At 59.8% G+C, this 19,375-nt stretch carries 15 protein-coding genes; 5 read left to right on the plus strand and 10 right to left on the minus strand.

All coding sequences use genetic code 11. The features are described from left to right. Positions 1-8: 8 nt before the first annotated feature. The 3 genes from BM300_RS07155 to BM300_RS07165 form a co-directional block, all read right to left on the minus strand. Positions 9-1,877, minus strand: coding sequence for an ATP-binding protein (locus BM300_RS07155; protein WP_092224839.1), 1,869 nt, complete (start codon positions 1,875-1,877; stop codon positions 9-11). 307 nt (positions 1,878-2,184) lie between these two features. Next, on the minus strand, positions 2,185-2,784 hold the full coding sequence (locus tag BM300_RS07160) for an FMN-dependent NADH-azoreductase (protein ID WP_018607593.1): 600 nt from the start codon (positions 2,782-2,784) through the stop codon (positions 2,185-2,187). Positions 2,785-2,934: 150 nt separating this feature from the next. Next, on the minus strand, positions 2,935-3,249 hold the full coding sequence (locus BM300_RS07165; RefSeq protein ID WP_092347128.1) for a 3-phosphoglycerate kinase: 315 nt from the start codon (positions 3,247-3,249) through the stop codon (positions 2,935-2,937). A 50-nt stretch (positions 3,250-3,299) separates the two neighbouring features. Between BM300_RS07165 and BM300_RS07170 the strand changes: the two genes are divergently transcribed. From BM300_RS07170 to aqpZ, 5 genes are all read left to right on the plus strand, one after another. Then, positions 3,300-4,223, plus strand: coding sequence for a PA3225 family LysR-type transcriptional regulator (locus BM300_RS07170; RefSeq protein ID WP_060738713.1), 924 nt, complete (start codon positions 3,300-3,302; stop codon positions 4,221-4,223). Positions 4,224-4,237: 14 nt separating this feature from the next. Further along, on the plus strand, positions 4,238-5,041 hold the full coding sequence (locus BM300_RS07175) for an alpha/beta fold hydrolase (protein ID WP_092224841.1): 804 nt from the start codon (positions 4,238-4,240) through the stop codon (positions 5,039-5,041). A 4-nt stretch (positions 5,042-5,045) separates the two neighbouring features. Further along, on the plus strand, positions 5,046-5,609 hold the full coding sequence (locus BM300_RS07180) for a peptidylprolyl isomerase (protein WP_092150838.1): 564 nt from the start codon (positions 5,046-5,048) through the stop codon (positions 5,607-5,609). Positions 5,610-5,694: 85 nt separating this feature from the next. Further along, positions 5,695-7,527, plus strand: a complete 1,833-nt coding sequence (locus BM300_RS07185) for an ABC transporter ATP-binding protein (protein ID WP_092462420.1) — start codon at positions 5,695-5,697, stop codon at positions 7,525-7,527. Between the two features lie 422 nt (positions 7,528-7,949). Then, positions 7,950-8,639, plus strand: a complete 690-nt coding sequence (aqpZ, locus tag BM300_RS07190) for an aquaporin Z (protein ID WP_092150831.1) — start codon at positions 7,950-7,952, stop codon at positions 8,637-8,639. 17 nt (positions 8,640-8,656) lie between these two features. Here the strand turns inward: aqpZ and BM300_RS07195 are convergent, their stop codons facing one another. The 7 genes from BM300_RS07195 to hrpA form a co-directional block, all read right to left on the minus strand. Next, entirely contained in the window at positions 8,657-9,781 is a 1,125-nt protein-coding gene (locus BM300_RS07195; RefSeq protein WP_063322474.1) for a GNAT family N-acetyltransferase, read from the minus strand. Between the two features lie 180 nt (positions 9,782-9,961). Beyond that, complete coding sequence (locus BM300_RS07200; RefSeq protein ID WP_256575805.1) at positions 9,962-11,014, minus strand: RHS repeat-associated core domain-containing protein; 1,053 nt, start codon at positions 11,012-11,014, stop codon at positions 9,962-9,964. 198 nt (positions 11,015-11,212) lie between these two features. Next, on the minus strand, positions 11,213-12,523 hold the full coding sequence (locus tag BM300_RS07205) for an OprO/OprP family phosphate-selective porin (protein ID WP_092347116.1): 1,311 nt from the start codon (positions 12,521-12,523) through the stop codon (positions 11,213-11,215). Between the two features lie 222 nt (positions 12,524-12,745). Further along, complete coding sequence (locus BM300_RS07210) at positions 12,746-12,982, minus strand: anti-sigma factor family protein (protein WP_063322478.1); 237 nt, start codon at positions 12,980-12,982, stop codon at positions 12,746-12,748. Then, on the minus strand, positions 12,976-13,587 hold the full coding sequence (locus BM300_RS07215; protein WP_072341392.1) for an RNA polymerase sigma factor: 612 nt from the start codon (positions 13,585-13,587) through the stop codon (positions 12,976-12,978). The genes BM300_RS07210 and BM300_RS07215 overlap by 7 nt, the downstream gene beginning before the upstream one ends. 197 nt (positions 13,588-13,784) lie before the next feature. Beyond that, complete coding sequence (locus BM300_RS07220) at positions 13,785-14,906, minus strand: beta-ketoacyl-ACP synthase III (RefSeq protein WP_092413497.1); 1,122 nt, start codon at positions 14,904-14,906, stop codon at positions 13,785-13,787. Positions 14,907-15,154: 248 nt separating this feature from the next. After that, entirely contained in the window at positions 15,155-19,066 is a 3,912-nt protein-coding gene (gene hrpA / locus BM300_RS07225) for an ATP-dependent RNA helicase HrpA (RefSeq protein ID WP_092462424.1), read from the minus strand. Between the last annotated feature and the right edge of the window lie 309 nt (positions 19,067-19,375).

Consider the following 19,375-nt stretch of genomic DNA (forward strand, 5'->3'; position numbering starts at 1 on the left):
ATACTCCACTAACTTGAAAGTTCATCCACGACCCAAGGAGTGGCCTGACGCTGGTGCCGATGGCTGGCGGCACGCTGGAGCACTCGGGTCAGCGCCTGGAAGTTTGCCGGTTTGGTCAGGACGTCATCGGCACCCCCGGCCCTGAAACGCTCTATCTCGCTGGAAAAAACACTCGCGGTGAAAGCAACGATGTAGCAAGTATCGCCCTGGGGTAACTCGCGAATTCTACGCACAGCCTCCATCCCATCCATCACGGGCATGTTGATATCCATCAGAATGATCTCTGGCGTCGAAGCCATGCAACGATTGACCGCTTCCAGGCCATCTGACGCAAGGTCGGGTGTATAACCCAACTCTTGTAGCATCGCCATGGCCACTTTCTGACTCACCGGATGGTTCTCCACCAGAAGGATATCGAGCGGATAATCCTCGGCAAAAGACGAGTCGAAGCCAACCGCCGCCTGATCATCCTTGATGGGTATTTCCGAGACTGAAAAAAGCGCCAGGGGTAGAGAGAAGGAGAATGTCGAGCCTAAACCTGGCTGACTGGTGAACGTTAAAGTCCCCTGCTGCGCCTCGAGCAGGTTCTTGCAGATAGAAAGACCCAACCCGCTCCCAGTGAAGCGTTGGCTAGCCGCCTCTTTAAACTGCACAAAGGGTTTGAACAGATTGTCTTGCCGTTCCGTGGGGATACCGATGCCGGTATCGCGTATGGAGAAGTCGAGCCACGCTTGAGAGCCGTAACCGCTGGTGGTGACCAGGAGCGATATTTTTCCGGCTTCGGTAAATTTGACCGCATTGCCCAGCAAGTTGATCAATATCTGGCGAAGGCAATCCATATCGGTCTTGACCAAAGGCGGTACGTCTGGGGAAAACTGCGCCTCCAGCACGATGGGTTTGTCCTGGATATTTTGCCGGATGAGTTCCATACAGGATGAAACCAGTGCTCTCACTTCGAAAACACGAGGTTTCAATTCAAGTTTGCCCGCTTCGATTTTGGCGAGATCGAGAATGTTATCGATAAGAGACAGCAGGGTCCGTCCACTGGAATGAATCGTTGTGAGAAGACGGCGTTGCTCGGGATCCAGGGCGGACCGGGCCAATAATTCGGTGGCGCCAATGACACCGTACATCGGGGTGCGAATTTCATGACTCATGGTTGCCAGAAAGCTGGTTTTTGAACGATCAGCGTCTTCGGCGGCATTTTTAGCCTGATTCAATACCTGCTCATTGACTCGCAGTTGCTGAAGATGAGCGCGCATGCGTAAAAGGAGGAAAGCGAGAAATACCAGGATGGCCAGGATGATGTGGTACAGCGAGTCATGATTAAGTTGTTGGTAGTAGTCCGCCAAGGTAACTTCCGCCCCGACAACATACACCGTACCGTCTTGTGATTTTAAGGGGACAAAGACCGCGCGAAAATCACCCCAATGATCCGAGTAGTCGATCCAGGTTGGCTCGGTACGCTCAAAACTATCGAGTAAAGCCTGGCTGGCATCGGGATAAGGATCGAAAAAACGCACGAAATTCTTCTCTTGAATTTCTTCTTTCGATGCGCTGGAACTGATCAGGTAGGCCTTTGCACCTCGCTTGATCACGCTATAGACAAACGCAGTGCCCATGGACTCGTTGAAGCCGGAGAGGCGCTGAATGGTATCCCAGTCCTGCGCTTGCGATTTGGATTGCTTATCGACCAGATTGTCATGGTAACGGTCGCCGAGGATCGCCGAAGCCCCCAGCGCGGCATGCAGCAATTTATTATTAATGTTGTCAGTAAGGACGCTTTGCGTCTCGACATAGAGGTAGTAGATATAGCCACCTGCCCCTATGAGATAGGCTAGAAATAAGGCCCATGTTTGCCGTTTGATTTTTAACATATCACAGCCTCCCTACTGTAAATCGGCGCATAAATTACCACAGCCAGACGTCGACAGACTTGCCCAATCCGAGTGAGTTTGCCGCCTGCCTATCTCCCAGCCCTCAAAAGCTTGAGGGGCCGTTCATGTCAGGTAGTGGTTATTTCTATTTCCCCCCCCCAAAAAAAAAGCCCGATCTCGCTAAAGCGTTCAATCGGGCTGATGCACTCAGGAGCAATAAGTGCAAAGGGAGGTTCGATGCGCAAAACGATTTGAAGGGAAGCGCCAGGCCACTAGACCACCTGGCGATTATCCGAGGATTAACGGATCAGGCGACCTGGGACAGTTTGGCGTTGGCCTGATTCAGGCCCTTCTCCTGGAAGTCGCCACCCAGGTTCATGCCTTCGGCATGGATGAAGGTCACGTCGTGGATCCCGATGAAGCCCATGACCTGGCGCAAGTAGGGTTCTTGATGGTCAGTGCTGCCGCCGGCATGAATGCCACCACGGGCGGTCAGCACGAAGGCGCGCTTGTCGGCCAGCAGGCCTTGAGGTCCGGTGGGGGTGTATTTGAACGTCACGCCGGCACGCAGCACATGGTCGAGCCAGGCTTTCAGTGTGCTGGGGATGGCGAAGTTGTACATCGGTGCAGCCATTACCAGCACGTCCGCGGCCAGCAGTTCATCGGTCAGTTGGTTGGAGCGCTCCAGCGAGGCGTTTTCAACGTCGCTGCGCTGCTCGGCCGGCTTCATCCAGCCACCCAGCAGATTGGCATCCAGGTGCGGCACCGGATTGATGGCCAGGTCGCGAACGCTGATTTCGTCGGCCGGGTGTGCCGCTTTCCACTGGCTGATAAAGGTCTGGGTCAGTTGACGGGACACCGAGTCTTGCTGGCGGGCACTGCTTTCGATGATCAGAACGCGGGACATGGCTTGTAGGCTCCATCTGAGAATGTTGTCAGTCGATGGAGTGAAGGTTAAACGCGATCATATCGATGAAAAAGCGCAAATAACTGCTGTAAAGCATCGATAAATTCGTTTATAAGCGGAGCAAGCAATATTGCCTGCCTCACTGCCGGGCTATTTCGGCTGACAGGTCAGCTTGATGCGCAGCTTGATGATGTTGCGGTTGAACTTGGTCGTGGCGTTCTTGAACTTGCCGGCGGCGACTTCGATCTTGCGGGTGCGAGGTGCTTCCGGGCCATTGCTGAAGACTACGGTACAAGCCGCGTCGGTGTTGCCGTAGTTGTTGACCTGGATGGAACCGATATCGGCATCGGTGTCATAGGCGTTGTAGTCGATGCTCAGGCCGTTGAGGTGTTTTTCCACATCGATCGGGTAGGCAAACGCAGTCAGTGGCAGCAGGGCCAGCACCACACAACAGATTTTCTTCATTCGGCAGTCTCCACCAAGGGACTGCCAGCTTAGGACAAGAGGAGCTCGATATGAAAGCGCCCCGCGTAACCCTTGATCAATGGCGCACCTTGCAGGCCGTGGTCGACCACGGCGGCTTCGCCCAGGCCGCTGAAGTGCTGCATCGCTCCCAGTCGTCAGTGAGCTACACCGTGGCCCGCATGCAGGATCAGCTCGGCGTACCGTTGCTGCGCATCGATGGGCGCAAGGCCGTGCTGACCGAAGCCGGCGGCGTACTGCTGCGCCGTTCCCGGCAACTGGTGAAACAGGCCAGCCAACTGGAAGACCTGGCCCACCACATGGAGCAAGGCTGGGAAGCGGAAGTGCGCCTGGTGGTCGACGCGGCCTACCCCAACGCCCGCCTCGTTCGCGCCTTGACGGCGTTCATGCCACAAAGCCGTGGCTGCCGGGTGCGGCTGCGCGAAGAAGTGTTGTCGGGTGTCGAAGAAGTGCTGCTCGAAGGCGTGGCCGACCTGGCCATCAGCGGCTTCAGCATTCCCGGTTACCTGGGGGCGGAGTTGAGCGACGTAGAGTTCATCGCGGTGGCCCATCCCGAGCATGCCCTGCACCGCCTCAACCGCGAACTGAACTTCCAGGACCTGGAAAGCCAGTTGCAAGTGGTCATCCGCGACTCCGGCCGCCAACAGCCCCGCGACGTCGGCTGGCTCGGCGCCGAACAGCGCTGGACCGTGGGCAGCCTGGCCACCGCCGCGAGTTTCGTCGGCAGCGGCCTGGGTTTCGCCTGGCTGCCCCGGCACATGATCGAACGGGAACTCAAGGAAGGCGTGCTCAAGCGTCTACCCTTGGAACAGGGAGGCAGCCGCAACTCGACCTTCTATCTTTTCTCAAACAAGGAAAAACCCCTGGGCCCGGCCACGCAGATCCTGATCGAATTGCTGCGCACCTTCGACACCGCGCCGCTGGATGCTCCGTTCGCCGCCCCTGAACAAGCCTGACAAGGACTTCGCCGATGGCCTATTTTGAACATGAAGGTTGCAACCTGCACTATGAGGAATACGGCCACGGTACGCCCTTGCTGATGGTCCACGGCCTGGGCTCGAGCACCCGCGACTGGGAAAAGCAGATCCCGGTGCTGTCCGCCCGCTACCACCTGATCGTGGTGGATGTGCGCGGTCACGGTCGCTCCGACAAGCCGCGCGAGCGCTACAGCATCGAAGGGTTCAGCGCCGACCTGGTCGCCCTGGTCGAACACTTGGACCTCGGCCCGGTGCATCTGGTGGGTTGGTCCATGGGCGGCATGATCTGCTTTCAGCTGGCGGTGGACCAACCCAACCTGGTCAGGAGCCTGTGCATCGTCAACAGTGCTCCCGAAGTCAAAGTCCGCACGCCCGATGACTGCTGGCAATGGTTCAAGCGCTGGAGCCTGATGCGCATCCTCAGCCTGGAGACCATCGGCAAGGCCCTCGGCGCCAAGTTATTCCCCAAGCCCGAACAAACCGAGTTACGCCTGGAAATGGCTCGGCGCTGGGCAAAGAACGACAAACGTGCTTATCTCGCCAGCTTCGATGCGATCGTGGGATGGGGCGTGCAGGAACGACTGTCGCAGGTCGCCTGTCCAACCCTGGTCATTTGCGCCGACCATGACTACACCCCGGTGGCACTGAAAGAAGCCTACGTCAGGCTACTGCCCGATGCACGGCTGGTGGTCATCGCCGATTCGCGGCACGCCACCCCGCTGGATCAACCCGAACGCTTCAACCAAACCCTGCTCGACTTTTTGACCGCAACCGATTCCACCACTCAGGATCACTGACCCCATGCTGAAAAAAATCGCCCTTGCCGCCGGCACCGTATTGTTTGCCGCCAACCTGATGGCTGCGACTCCCGCCAAGGCACCCCATGTATTGCTGGAAACCACCAACGGCCAGATCGAAATCGAACTGGACCCGGTCAAGGCCCCCATCAGCACCAAAAACTTCCTTGAGTACGTGGACAGTGGCTTCTACACCAATACGATTTTCCACCGAGTGATCCCGGGCTTCATGGCCCAGGGCGGTGGGTTCACTCAAACCATGCAACAAAAAGACACCAAGGCCCCAATCAAGAACGAAGCCAGCAATGGCCTGCACAACGTTCGTGGCACCTTGTCGATGGCCCGCACATCCAACCCGGACTCGGCCACCAGCCAGTTCTTCATCAACGTGGCCGACAACGCCTTCCTCGATCCGGGCCGTGACGCCGGTTACGCAGTGTTCGCCAAGGTGGTCAAGGGCATGGACGTGGTGGACATCATCGTCAACTCCCAGACCACGACCAAACAAGGCATGCAAAACGTGCCGATCGACCCTGTGCTCATCAAGTCGGCCAAGCGCATCGACTGAAGCGGCACACGGCAAGCCTGGGCGGCGCGGGTCATCCCGCACCGCCCATTAGCAAAAAGGAGAGCCCCTGCCAGGGCATTTACAGATGGTTTTTCGCCGTTTCGAAACACTGATCGATATCTTCCGCGACGCCCCGAGCTCGGCCCCGCCGAACCGCGTCCTGCCCTTCTACACCTATTACCTGAAACAGGTCTGGCCCAGCTTCGTCGTGCTGCTGGTGGTGGGCCTGATCGGCGCGCTGATCGAAGTGGCACTGTTCAGCTACCTGAGCCGCATCATCGACCTGACCCAGGGCGCGCCGAATGTGGACTTCTTCAAGGTCCATGGCCTGGAACTGGCCTGGATGGCGGTGGTGGCGCTGGTCTTTCGGCCGATCTTCGTGGCCCTGCATGACTTGCTCGTGCACCAGACCCTGAGCCCCGGCATGACCAGCCTGATCCGCTGGCAGAACCACAGCTACGTGCTCAAGCAGAGCCTGAATTTCTTCCAGAACGACTTCGCCGGGCGCATCGCCCAGCGCATCATGCAGACCGGCAACTCCCTGCGCGACTCGGCGGTACAAGCCGTGGACGCCCTGTGGCACGTGCTGATCTACGCCATCAGTTCCCTGGTGCTGTTCGCCGAAGCCGACTGGCGCCTGATGATCCCGCTGCTGATGTGGATCGCCGCCTACATTGGCGCACTCTGTTACTTCGTGCCAAGGGTCAAGGAGCGCTCGGTGGTGTCGTCCGATGCCCGCTCCAAACTCATGGGCCGGATCGTCGACGGCTACACCAACATCACCACCCTCAAGCTGTTCGCCCACACCAACTTCGAGCAGCAGTACGCCCGCGAAGCGATCCAGGAACAGACCGAAAAAGCCCAGTTGGCCGGTCGCGTGGTGACCAGCATGGACGTGGTCATCACCAGCATGAACGGGCTGCTGATCGTCGGCACCACCGGGCTGGCGCTGTGGCTCTGGACTCAGTCGCTGATCAGCGTGGGCGCCATTGCCCTGGCGACCGGGCTGGTGATCCGCATCGTCAACATGTCCGGTTGGATCATGTGGGTGGTCAACGGCATCTTCGAGAACATCGGCATGGTCCAGGACGGCCTGCAGACCATCGCCCAGCCAGTCAGCGTCACCGACTGCGACCAGGCCAAGCCCCTGGCGGTCGCTCGCGGCGAGGTGCGTTTCGAGCACGTGGATTTCCACTATGGCAAGAAAAGCGGCGTGATCGGCGACCTCAACCTGATCATCAAGCCCGGGGAAAAAATCGGCCTGATCGGCCCGTCCGGCGCGGGTAAATCCACCTTGGTCAACCTGCTGCTGCGTCTTTATGACGTGCAAGGCGGGCGCATCCTCATCGACGGCCAGGACATCGCCGAGGTCGGCCAGGAAAGCTTGCGCGAGCGCATCGGCATGATCACCCAGGACACCTCGCTGCTGCACCGCTCGATTCGTGACAACCTGCTTTACGGCAAGCCAGACGCCACCGATGCGCAACTCTGGGAAGCCGTGCGCAAGGCCCGGGCCGATGAGTTCATTCCATTGTTGTCGGATGCCGAAGGTCGTACCGGTTTCGACGCCCATGTGGGTGAGCGCGGCGTGAAGCTGTCCGGCGGCCAGCGCCAGCGCATCGCCATTGCCCGGGTGCTGCTAAAGGACGCGCCGATCCTGATCATGGACGAAGCGACGTCAGCACTGGACTCGGAAGTCGAAGCGGCGATCCAGGAAAGCCTCGAGACCCTGATGCAAGGCAAGACCGTGATCGCCATCGCCCACCGCCTCTCGACCATCGCCCGCATGGACCGCCTGGTCGTGCTGGAAAACGGTCGCATCGCCGAAACCGGCAGCCATGCGGAACTGCTGGCCCATGGTGGGTTGTATGCGCGGTTGTGGCAGCACCAGACGGGTGGGTTCGTGGGGATCGACTGAATCAACCAGACACCACCGAACCCTGTGGCGAGGGAGCTTGCTCCCGCTGGGGTGCGAAGCGCCCCTGAAAATCTGAGCGTCACCCCATAGAGCCGGGTGGAACTCAGCCTTGTTGGGGCTGCTGCGCAGCCCAGCGGGAGCAAGCTCCCTCGCCACAGGGTCTTTGCTTAAACAGTAGGGCCAGTGCAGCCCCAAGGCCTTTCTGAAAAAATCTGTCCAGAATCCATTTAGCCCATATAGCAACGACATACTCCCCGCCGACCACGGCCAAAACCGCCCCAGTCCATGACTCTGGCGGTTTTTTTGTGCCGCTGGATTTGTCGATAAACCCTGCTGTACTCAGCCCAGGTTCTGGAGATGAGCCTGTCGTAATGCTGCAGGATGCATAACCGATTATCACGACTGTTTTTTCAAGGATGCTTATGTCTTTACTCAAACGTTCAACGACTGAGTTGTTGGGTACGTTCTGGCTGGTGTTGGGCGGCTGCGGCAGCGCGGTATTGGCTGCCTCCGGGATTGGCGTGCTGGGGGTTGCCCTGGCATTCGGCCTGACGGTGTTGACCATGGCGTTCGCCATCGGTCATATCTCCGGCTGCCACCTGAACCCGGCCGTGTCGGTGGGTTTGTACGTGGGCGGGCGGTTTCCAGCCAGGGAATTGCCGGCCTACATCATCGCCCAGGTCATCGGCGGTGTGCTGGCCGCGGCGCTGATCTACTTCATCGCCAGCGGCAAAGAAGGCTTTGACCTGACCGCGTCCGGCCTGGCGTCGAACGGTTACGGCGAGCATTCACCCGGTGGGTATTCGTTGGCGGCCGGTTTTGTGACCGAGCTGGTCATGACGGCGATGTTCATCCTGATCATCCTCGGCGCCACCGATAAACGTGCCCCGGCCGGGCTGGCACCGATTGCCATCGGCCTGGCCCTGACGCTCATTCACCTGATCTCGATTCCAGTCACCAACACGTCCGTCAACCCGGCCCGCAGTACCGGTCCGGCGCTGATCGTCGGCGGCTGGGCCATCGAGCAACTGTGGCTGTTCTGGGTAGCACCGCTGCTGGGTGCTGTCATTGGTGGTGTCTCTTACCGCTGGCTGGGCAACGAAGACAGCTGAGTCACACCCGCGAAAAATCAGCACTGCCGATAAGGCAGTGCTGTTTTCGCCTCTTCGGCATAGGCCAGCACCCCCTCTTGCTCGCGCACGAGGAAATCCGCCACGGCCGCTTTCAACCCCGGATGCCGCAGGTAATGCCACGAACGGGTAATCACCGGTTCGAACCCGCGAATCAATTTGTGCTCGCCCTGGGCCCCGGCATCGAAACGCTGCAAGCCATGGGCAATCGCGTAGTCCATGCCCTGATAGAAACAGGTCTCGAAATGCAGGCGATCAAATTCCGCCAGGCAGCCCCAGTAACGCCCGTAGAAACTGTCGCCGCCCACCAGGCTGAACGCCATCGCCACCGGCCGTGAACCTTGCTTGGCCAAGACCACGCGAATGGCCTCAGGCATGCGCTCGGCCAGCAGGCTGAAGAACGCCCGGGTCAGGTACGGCGCCTGCCGCCGCACCGCGTAGGTGTTGGCGTAACAGGCGTAGACAAAGTCCCACTGGGCCTCGTCCAGTTGCTGGCCTTCGAGCCATTCGAACTCGATGCCCTGCCCCGCCACCTGTTCACGCTCCTTGCGCATCTGCTTGCGCTTGCGCGAACTGAGGGCATCGAGAAAATCCTGGAAGTCCCGATAACCACGATTTTGCCAGTGGTACTGGCAGCCAATCCGCTGCAGCCAACCCTCCTGCCCGGCCAGCGCCGCGTCGGTGAAGGCATCGGTGAAGTTGATGTGGGCACTGGAAAGCCCTTCGATCTCAAGATAACCCGGCAAGCTGCCCAGCAGCTCCAGACCATCCTCGACCCGCGCCGCCAGCAGTCGCGGACCGCTGACCGGACTGAACGGCACCGCCGTCAGCAACTTCGGGTAATACTCGATCCCGGCCCGGGCGCAGGCATCGGCCCAGGCGTGATCGAATACGTATTCACCGTAGGAATGCCACTTGCGGTAACTGGGCAAGGCTGCGAGCAGGCGTCCGTCTTCGATGTGCAGCAGATGCTCAGGCTGCCAGCCAGATTGCGGGCCGAGGCTGGCACTGTCTTCCAGGGTGCTCAGGAAGGCGTGGCGCAGGAATGGTTGGTTGGCGGGTACCAGGGCGTCCCATTCTTGCGGCGCAATGGCGGACAGGCTGTCCAAGACGTGAAGCGGCATGCGGTTCCTCGATATCCAGACAATGGATGGAGCGAGTATCGCCGATCCGGACGGTAGGAACGAGAAGCAGGATACTTTTTTACGGGCTTGGGTGATGAGTGATCCGAAATAGGATATTGGCGGTACTACTCGACACCTTGCAGTTCGAAAAAATCAGTTATTAGAGGTCGCCCCCTTTACTTATTCGCGAATATTCTTCATTTCCGCCGCTGTTCTGACTCTATCTTCCACACTGGCTAAATGTTCAGCGCGCTCCTGCCCTGGTATGTTTTTCATCATCTTATCGTACACTTCTGCGAGCGCCTCGAGTTTTTTTGCCCCACGCCGCGTAATTCCAACCTCACCTTTGTGGCGTAGAGCGAATTCATAATTCTTCAATGCAGATATTGTTTTTCCGCGAAAAAAATCTTGCTCACTGATCATGTTACTCACAATCTCCGGACTGACTTCCAGATCACTAATTTCAATAAATTTAGCCTCATATTTTCTAACCATCACGTCAAAATAAGCCACGTTTTTTTGGGCATTCAAAACATCTTCAGACCCAATAACTCTTAAACTCGGAGGCTTGACTCTGTGCTTAGTCAAGGTAAAAATCCCGGATGTAGTTTCGCCCACAGAAAACGCTGCTGGCTTTCTAAAAAAACGCGATACAGCTCCTATAAAACCATGCCCCGTCGGGTCTACATTATTAATTGGATCCCCCACACAATACATGTACGCATTCAATCCCCCCTTACCGAAGGGACTCAAGTTATCCGGGCTGTGAAACCTCATCAACTGAGGATTGAAGACACGGTAGCCCTTGCCCAGCAAATACCAGCCGGTCTGCCTTTCGCGCCGCTCGCCGTTGTAACCCAAATGACTATTCGCCGAGCTGCCTTCAACCCGATGGCCATAGGGTGAATACGCAATACTCGTGAGTCCCTGCCGAGTAACTTCACCCATCACGCTGTTCTTATCATCGCCCATCAGCAATATGGGACCGGCATCACCACCGGTTTGGCACTCGGCGAGCACCATGCCCTCTGCACGCACGAAGGTTGTGCTGACAGTCCCGCTGACCTCGCTCGCCAGCTCATCGTTTCGGTAGAACCGATGCTCTTTGCCCGCGGACGTAGTGCGCCCGATCAAGCTATCGAGTGCGTCATAGTGAAATCGGGTGGTCGGTTCATCGGGCGAGGCACCGAAGTTGGTAATGGGGTGATTGGACCCAAGATCTGAATCCGCCATGGTCGACTCTCCAGATGAGCTATGGTGGCCTGAGGAAGTAAGCACGCTTTCTAGATACGGCGAAACTGTCAGGGTTGACAGGTGGCCACCCATACAGCGCTTACCCAAACGCGGCTCAAAAAAAAACCCCGCCAGAGGCGGGGTTCAAAGGAGCGCTTTAACGGATGAAGTCAGAGCGGTATATCAAGCCAGTGCGGTTTAGAACACGTACTGGGCGCGCATCACAAAACCGTCGCCATCGTCATCGCCATTGGCGTTGGTCACTTTGTCGGTCTTGGCCTTGATGTAGGCGGCGGAGATTTTCACCGCTTCGTTGGCGTACCAGTTCACGCCCAGGTTGTGCACCTTGGCTTCGGCATCGCCCACGTCGCGGGTCGCCGAGGCAGTGGTGATGTTGTCGTCTTCGACGGTCAGGCTGTCGAAGCGATAGAACACTTCCCAGGCGCCGATGGATTTGTTCTGAGGTTTGATCGCGTCAAACTTGCCGACTTTATAACCACGGGACTCGCCGGTGAGGGTGTACGCGCCCTGTACGTAGAAGCCATGGCCTTTGATGTCTTCGAAACCATCGGCATCAGCCTTGGTCTTGCGAGTGATGTATTCGCCCTGGATCGACGCAGGCCCCATGGCGAAAGCGGCTTCCAGGCCGAAGGCGGTGTCGCGGTCGTACGAACCGGCTGGCGAGTTGTTCGCGCCGCCCAGTACCGGACGGTTGCCGTTAGGGCCGGCGTCGTTGCCACCCATGGTTTCAACGCCACGCATGCCCAGGCGGGAGCGATAACGCGCATCGAAGACGGTGTCGGAGACGTCGCGCGAAGCCACGTTCACACCGAAGTGCAGCACGTTGCCAGCATCGTGCATTGGCGCGAATACGAAGCGACCGTTGACTTGCTTGACGCTGTCGCCGTCGGTGTCGTCGGTGTCTTTGCTGAATACACCGGCCGAGGCATAGAACGAATCGGCGAAGGTGCTGGAGGCTTGCAGGCCCAGGCCGTTCTGATGGCTGTTCGTCCAGTCGATCAGGTCGTAAGCGGCGTTACGCTCAGGTGCAGTGACCCACTTGGAGCTGGTGGCTTTTTCCAGGCCGAAGTCGGGGTCGAAGCGACCCACCTTGATCGAAACCGGCTTGAAGCCGTTGTAGGCCAGGGACGCTTCGTCGAAGTAGCCGTTATCGGAGTCGCCACTGTTGTGGGACATGTCGTAGTTGATGGTGTAGGCCCAATCCGTGTACAGCACGCCGGACAGTTCCAGGAACGCGCGGCGGATGTAAGCGGCATCGGCCGAGTTGCCGTTGTCGGTGTAGATACCATCGAACTGGCTGTAGTCAGCCTGCAGACGACCACCGAGCTTGAAGCTGAACTCTTTGTCAGTGGTAGCGACCTCAAGGCCGCCCTTGGTTTTGACCACGATATCGGCGCCGTCGGTGGTGACGGTGCCGGCGAAAGCCTGGGCGGTTACTGCCATTGCCAGTGCGCTGGCGGCAACACCTGCGAAGTGCTTGCGGATCATCGAAGAATTCCCCTGTTGGTAGTCTATGCGTTAGAAAACACGCGGAACTGGGCCCGCTGGTGTTGGGAGGGGATCTTGGCGACGGGTTGTGTCAGGCGAGTTGCTATCACATAAAGATTTTATGACAGCGGAACTTTTTACTTCGAAAGGGAATAACTGAGAAGCAGCTGCAAGGGGTGAGCTGCAAGCGGCAAGTTAGAGCAGTCGCAGGTGCATACGGAACTAGGGGTGGTGACGTTTACGTTCAGCCGCGAGTTTTTCGGCGAGGTGATCCAGGTCGGGAATGGGGGCTTCAGGAAGCTTTTTGAGGGTCGCCTGCATTAGCCGCATCTGGCGGATAAAACGCCGGCAGTTGGGGCAGAACATCAGGTGATGACGCACCATCAGGCGTTCACGAAAACTTAACTGGCCGTCGAGATAATCGCTGGAGCGCGCCACTTGTTCCTTGCAGGTCAGCATTCGCCGGTTTCCTCGAAATGTTCAACGGTCGCGAAGACTTTCAGCCGGGCGCGATGCAACAGCACTCGCACATTGGAGAGCGAAATATCCAGAAGATTACAGATTTCTTCCAGCTCCAGCCCCTGGCGTTCCCGCAGGTTCAGCACGCTGCCTTGCAGTTCCGACAGGCTGAGCAATGTGTGCTCCAGGCAATCGCGTAATTCCGCCATCGTGAGCAGCGCCTCAGGCGTGTCCTGGTGCCAGGCGAACGGCGCCAACAGCCAATGACCGTCGGCGGCGAAACGATCATCGCCGAGGGTGCCATGGGGTGACGGCAGATCGTCGAGCAACACCTCCCGACGGTTCTGTTTGTAGCGCCCTTTGGCAGCGTTGGCGGTGATGGTCAGCAGCCAGGTCTTGAGGCTGGAACGTCCCTGGAAACCACTGAGATTACGCACCACCGACAGCCACGCGTCCTGCACCACCTCATCGACATGGCGGCTGCCGACGATGGCATAGGCCACGGCGCGCATCGGGCTCTGGTAGGCGCTGACCAGCTCCTTATAGGCCTGCTGCTCACCGGCCAGGAGGCGTTGGAGCAGAAGGGTGTCATCGGTGACCGTCATTCAACGCCCCATTGCCTGGAAGACTGATGATTTTTCTGTTTGTGGCGAGGGAGCTTGCTCCCGCTGGGTTGCGAAGCGGCCCCAAGATTCTGCGGTCGCTGCGCAACCGAGCGGGAGCAAGCTCCCTCGCCACACAAAAGCTGAACCAGCCCAGATAGAAACTGAAAAGGCACAGATCAAAGCTGAGCCAGACCAGATCAATGCTTACGCAAAATTACACTGCCAATCGAATACCCAGCGCCGAACGAACTGAGCACAGCGACCGAACCGCTGGGCAAGTCATCCTGGTATTTGTGAAAAGCAATCACCGAGCCCGCCGAACTGGTGTTGGCGTAGCGGTCGAGGATCACTGGCGCTTCCTCTTCGGTGGCTTCGCGCCCCAGCAGTTTGCGCACGATCAGGTGGTTCATGCTCAGGTTGGCCTGGTGCAGCCAGAAGCGCTTCACCTCGCCGACGTTCAGCTGGTTTTCTTCCAGGTGGGCACCGATCAGCTCGGCCACCATCGGGCAGACGTCGCGGAACACCTTGCGGCCTTCCTGGACAAACAGCTTGTCACGGCTACCGATGCCTTCTTCGGCGGCGCGGTTGAGGAAGCCGAAGTTGTTGCGAATGTTGTTGGAGAACTTGGTCAACAGCTTGGTGCTGACCACGTCGAACTGGTACGGCGAGGTCGCCAGGTCCGCCCGCTCGATGATCACGGCGGTGGCCGCGTCGCCGAAGATGAAGTGGCTGTCGCGATCACGGAAGTTCAGGTGGCCGGTGCACACTTCCGGGTTGACCATCAGGATTGCCCGGGCCTGGCCCAGTTGCACGCTGTTGGCTGCTGCCTGGATGCCGAAAGTGGCTGAGGAACAAGCCACGTTCATGTCGAAACCGAAACCTTCGATGCCCAGGGCTTCCTGGACTTCGATGGCGATGGCCGGGTAGGCACGCTGCAGGTTGGAACAGGCGACGATGACCCCGTCGATGTCGGCGGCCGTGCGGCCGGCGCGCTCCAGGGCCTGTTTCGCAGCGCCGATGGCCATCTCGCAGAGCACCGACCACTCGTCGTTGGAGCGCTCGGGCAACCGTGGGGTCATGCGTTGCGGATCAAGAATGCCCTCCTTGTCCATGACAAAGCGGCTCTTGATGCCGGAGGCCTTTTCGATGAACGCGGCGTTGGATTCGGTCAACGCCTCGACTTCACCGCGCGCGATGGCATCGGCGTTGTCGGCGTTGAATTGCGCGACATAGGTATTGAAAGATTGCACCAGCTCTTCATTGGAGATGCTGTTGGCCGGGGTGTACAGGCCGGTGCCGCTGATGACGACGTTATGCATGGTCGTGTCTCTGATCTGTTCAGGCAGAAAGCATTGGCACCGACGTACCAATACACAAAGGGACTTTTCCCATCCGGGGAAGCAGCCCTGGCATCGCTTTATTCCGATCCGCCCGAGGCATTGAAGCTCAAAACCACGGGACCGGCATTTATAGCCGCGAAGTTTGCCATAAACGCTGGCGTTTGGCCCATTCTCCCTCACTTACTACATAAAACCTGTGGGTTACGGGCCTGCCCGTGATTCTGCGATCAGCCCTCCACCAGGCTCCACTGCTTGCCCAGGCGCTTGTCGGAAATCGGCACCTTGGTCCCCAGTTGCTGGGCGAACAGCGACACCCGGTATTCCTCCAGCCACCAGCGGTACAGTTCCAGTTGCGGATCGCGCTTGCCTTCCTGGGCGTGCTTGCTGGCGCGGGCCTGGTATTGGGCCCAGAGGTTCGACAGCTCGCCGCTCCAGACCCGGTCTTTCTGCACCTGGCTACCGAGCTTCTCGAAGCGTTGCTCGATGGCCTTGAGGTAGCGCGGCAGCTCCTTGAGCCACTGATGTGGGGTTTCGCGCACGAACCCCGGGTACACCAGGTGGCTGAGTTGCTGCTTGATATCGTTCAGCGCCACGGCCTGGGCCAGGTCGATCTTGCCCTTGAAGCGTTTTTGCAGGCCATGCCAGAGCTTGAGGATGTCCAGGGTCAGTTTCGCCAGACGTTCGGCATGCTCGGTCCAGCCGCCGCGCTTGCGCTCGGCCAGGGAGGCCAGTGCGGCACCGTCGCGGGGCAGGCTCGCTTCGCCTTCGAGCACACAACTGTCGAGGCTGGCGAGCAGGATGTCTTCCACCAGGCCGTCGATGCGGCCCAAGTCGCGGTACAGCAGGCCCAGCTCCGTCAGCCCCGGCAGCTTGCCACGCAGGAACTTGGCCGATTCGGCCAATTGCTGCATGAGCAAGCGTTGCAAGGCGCGGCGATGCTGGAACTCGGCTTCGGCCGGGGTCGGGAAGCGGCCTTCCTTGACCACGCCGCCCTCTTCCACCAGCGCCGGATAGACCGTCATCGACAGCCCGGCGATCTTCTGCTGGGTTTTCTCGGCCACCGGCGCGAAGATTTTCGCCTCCACCGGCACCTGGCTTTTCGCCGTTTGCGGTACGGCCAAGGCGGCCTGGCTGGCCTCGGCAAAGCGCGCCGTCAGCTCGGCCAAGTCCCGGCCCTCACCGAGGAACTTGCCCTGGCCGTCGACGATTTCCAGGTTCATGCGCAGATGGCTTTCCACCTGCTGCGCGGCTTCCGCCCAGGCTTCGTCGCTGACCCGCGCGCCGGTCATGCGCAACAACTCACGGCCCAGGGCTTGCGGCAACGAACCTTCGGCGAAGGTGATGCGTTGCAGCGCCGCCTTGACGAAGTCGGGCACCGGCACGAAGTTCTTGCGCAAGGCCTTGGGCAGGTTGCGCACCAGGGCGATGCACTTGGCTTCGATCACCCCTGGCACCAGCCACTCCAGGCGCTCCGGCGGTAGCATCGGCAGCAGTGGCGCCGGCACTCGCAACGTCACGCCGTCGCGTGGGTGGTTGGGCTCGAAGTGATAGCTCAGCGGCAAGGTCAGGTCGCCGACGCGCAAGGTGTCGGGGTAATGCGCGGCGGTGACTTCGCTGGCTTCGCGGGCCAACACGTCTTCTTCGCGCATGATCAGCAGTTGCGGGTCTTTCTGGCTGTTGATCCGGTACCAGCTGTCGAACGTCGCGGTCTGGTGGATCTCGGCCGGCAAGCGCGCGTCGTAGAAGGCAAACAGGGTTTCCTCGTCCGCCAGGATGTCGCGGCGACGGGCCTTGGCTTCCAGCTCGTCGAGTTGCTCCAGCAACCGGGTATTGGCACTCAGGCACTTGGCTTTGGACTGGATCTCGCCGCGCACCAGCGCCTCGCGGATGAACAGCTCCCGTGACACCACCGGGTCCACCGGCCCGTAATGCACTGGCCGTCGACCAACGACGATGAGCCCGAACAGGGTGATTTGCTCATAGGCCACCACCTGTCCGCGCTTCTTCTCCCAATGGGGTTCGAAGTGGTTTTTCTTGATCAGGTGCCCGGCCAGCGGCTCGATCCAGTCCGGTTCGATCTTGGCAACCATGCGCGCATACAGCTTGGTGGTTTCCACCAGTTCGGCGGTCATCAGCCATTGCGGACGCTTCTTGCCCAGGCCCGAAGACGGATGGACCCAGAACCGCCGCTGGCGGGCGCCGAGGTAGTCGCCCTCTTCGGTTTTCTGGCCGATCTGGCTCAACAGGCCCGAAAGCACCGCTTTGTGCAGTTTCGGGTAATCGGCCGGTTCTTTATTGAGGCTCAACTGCATGTCGCGGCAGATCAGGCTCAACTGACGATGGGAATCGCGCCACTCGCGCAGGCGCAGGTAGTTGAGGAAGTTCTTGCGGCACCAATTGCGCAGCGGGCTGGCGGTCAGGGCCTGGCGCTGCTCTTCGAAACCGCGCCACAGGTTGACCAGCCCGGCGAAGTCCGAATCCGCGTCCTTCCACTGGGCGTGGGCCTGGTCCGCCGCCTGTTGGCGCTCCGGCGGACGCTCGCGCGGATCCTGGATCGACATGGCACTGGCGACGATTAACACTTCCTGCAAACTGCCCAGCTTCGCCGCTTCCAACAGCATGCGGCCCATGCGCGGGTCCACCGGCAGGCGCGCCAACTGGCGACCGAGCGGGGTCAATTGGCTGTTGCGGTCCACCGCCGACAATTCCTGCAGCAGGTTGAAACCGTCACTGATGGCCTTGCCATCCGGCGGCTCGATGAACGGGAAATCAGTGATCTCGCCGAGGCGCAGGTGCAGCATCTGCAGGATCACCGCCGCCAGGTTGGTGCGCAGGATTTCCGGGTCAGTGAACTCCGGCCGTCCAAGAAAATCTTCTTCGCTGTACAACCGCACGCAAATCCCCGGCTCGACCCGCCCACAGCGCCCCTTGCGCTGGTTGGCGCTGGCCTGGGAAATGGCTTCGATGGGCAGGCGCTGGACCTTGGCGCGATAGCTGTAGCGGCTGATGCGCGCGGTGCCGCTGTCGATCACGTAGCGGATGCCCGGCACGGTCAGCGAGGTTTCGGCGACGTTGGTCGCCAGCACCACGCGACGGCCCGGGTGGGACTGGAAGATCCGCTGCTGTTCGGCCGGCGACAGTCGCGCATACAGCGGCAGGATCTCGGTGTGCTTGAGCTGGGCCTTGCGCAGCATCTCCGCGGCGTCGCGAATCTCCCGCTCGCCCGGCAGGAACACCAGCACGTCCCCAGGGCTGCGGCGCTCGCTGCGCTCGTAGGCGGCGATTTCATCAAGGGTGGCGAGGATCGCCTGGTCGACAGTCAAGTCATCCTCGACCCGGTTGCCTTCCTCGTCCTGCTCCAGGGTCAGCGGGCGATACCAGGTTTCCACCGGGAAGGTGCGGCCCGAGACTTCCACGATCGGCGCATCATCGAAATGCTTGGAGAAGCGCTCCAGGTCGATGGTCGCCGAGGTGATGATGACTTTCAGGTCCGGACGGCGTGGCAGCAGGGTCTTGAGGTAGCCCAGCAGGAAGTCGATGTTCAGGCTGCGTTCGTGGGCTTCGTCGACGATGATCGTGTCGTAGCGCTCGAGGTAGCGGTCGTTCTGGGTCTCGGCCAGCAGGATGCCGTCGGTCATCAGCTTGATCAGGGTGTTGGCGTCGCTCTGGTCCTCGAAGCGCACCTGATAACCCACCAGCGCCCCCAACGGCGTGGCCAGTTCTTCGGCAACACGGCTTGCGACGCTGCGGGCGGCGATCCGGCGCGGTTGGGTGTGGCCGATCAAGCCGTGCTGGCCGCGACCGATTTCCAGGCAGATCTTGGGCAACTGCGTGGTTTTCCCCGAACCGGTCTCGCCGGCAATGATCAGCACCTGGTGCTTGAGCAGCGCGTCCTTGATTTCGTCGCGCTTGGCGGCGATCGGTAGATTGTCGTCGTAGCGGATCACCGGCAGGCTGGCCTTGCGCGCCAACACCTGGTCGCACGACGCCTGCATGCGCGCCACCCACTGGGCCAGCTTGGCCTCGTCGGGTTTCTTGCGCAGCTCGAGCAACTGGCGCCGCAACCGGTGACGGTCGGCGAGCATGGCGTGGTCGAGGTTTTTCAGCAGCTTGTCGATAGCGGGGGCTTGGTCAGTCATCAGGTACGCAAGGGTCTTCGGTTTGTGCAGGGGGGCGATTGTCGCAGATTTGCGGCCATTGCGCCGAACGCGCAAAGCAGCCCACCGCCACACCCTTGTGGGAGCGAGCTTGCTCACGATGGTGGTGGTTCAGCCTGCATTAGATGTTGACTGAGATACCGCTATCGCGAGCAAGCTCGCTCCCACGGGAGATTTTCGTCAAGGCTGCTTTTGTGGCGAGGGAGCTTGCTCCCGCTGGGCTGCGCAGCAGCCCCTCTCAAGCTCACTCAATCAACCTGATCCACCGCGTCGCCGGGTTCTAGGGCCGCT

The organism is Pseudomonas sp. NFACC46-3, from assembly GCF_900114515.1.
Lineage (GTDB): Bacteria > Pseudomonadota > Gammaproteobacteria > Pseudomonadales > Pseudomonadaceae > Aquipseudomonas > Aquipseudomonas fluorescens_Q.

Excerpts from the sequence above, each read along its gene's own strand:
- BM300_RS07215 (WP_072341392.1), bottom strand. The coding sequence starts at position 13,587 with ATGACGGTCACCGATGACACCCTTCTGCTCCAACGCCTCCTGGCCGGT.
- BM300_RS07160 (WP_018607593.1), bottom strand. The coding sequence starts at position 2,784 with ATGTCCCGCGTTCTGATCATCGAAAGCAGTGCCCGCCAGCAAGACTCG.
- aqpZ (WP_092150831.1), top strand. The coding sequence starts at position 7,950 with ATGTCTTTACTCAAACGTTCAACGACTGAGTTGTTGGGTACGTTCTGG.
- BM300_RS07175 (WP_092224841.1), top strand. The coding sequence starts at position 4,238 with ATGGCCTATTTTGAACATGAAGGTTGCAACCTGCACTATGAGGAATAC.
- BM300_RS07205 (WP_092347116.1), bottom strand. The coding sequence starts at position 12,523 with ATGATCCGCAAGCACTTCGCAGGTGTTGCCGCCAGCGCACTGGCAATG.
- hrpA (WP_092462424.1), bottom strand. The coding sequence starts at position 19,066 with ATGACTGACCAAGCCCCCGCTATCGACAAGCTGCTGAAAAACCTCGAC.
- BM300_RS07195 (WP_063322474.1), bottom strand. The coding sequence starts at position 9,781 with ATGCCGCTTCACGTCTTGGACAGCCTGTCCGCCATTGCGCCGCAAGAA.
- BM300_RS07200 (WP_256575805.1), bottom strand. The coding sequence starts at position 11,014 with ATGGCGGATTCAGATCTTGGGTCCAATCACCCCATTACCAACTTCGGT.
- BM300_RS07180 (WP_092150838.1), top strand. The coding sequence starts at position 5,046 with ATGCTGAAAAAAATCGCCCTTGCCGCCGGCACCGTATTGTTTGCCGCC.
- BM300_RS07170 (WP_060738713.1), top strand. The coding sequence starts at position 3,300 with ATGAAAGCGCCCCGCGTAACCCTTGATCAATGGCGCACCTTGCAGGCC.
- BM300_RS07165 (WP_092347128.1), bottom strand. The coding sequence starts at position 3,249 with ATGAAGAAAATCTGTTGTGTGGTGCTGGCCCTGCTGCCACTGACTGCG.
- BM300_RS07210 (WP_063322478.1), bottom strand. The coding sequence starts at position 12,982 with ATGCTGACCTGCAAGGAACAAGTGGCGCGCTCCAGCGATTATCTCGAC.
- BM300_RS07220 (WP_092413497.1), bottom strand. The coding sequence starts at position 14,906 with ATGCATAACGTCGTCATCAGCGGCACCGGCCTGTACACCCCGGCCAAC.
- BM300_RS07155 (WP_092224839.1), bottom strand. The coding sequence starts at position 1,877 with ATGTTAAAAATCAAACGGCAAACATGGGCCTTATTTCTAGCCTATCTC.
- BM300_RS07185 (WP_092462420.1), top strand. The coding sequence starts at position 5,695 with ATGGTTTTTCGCCGTTTCGAAACACTGATCGATATCTTCCGCGACGCC.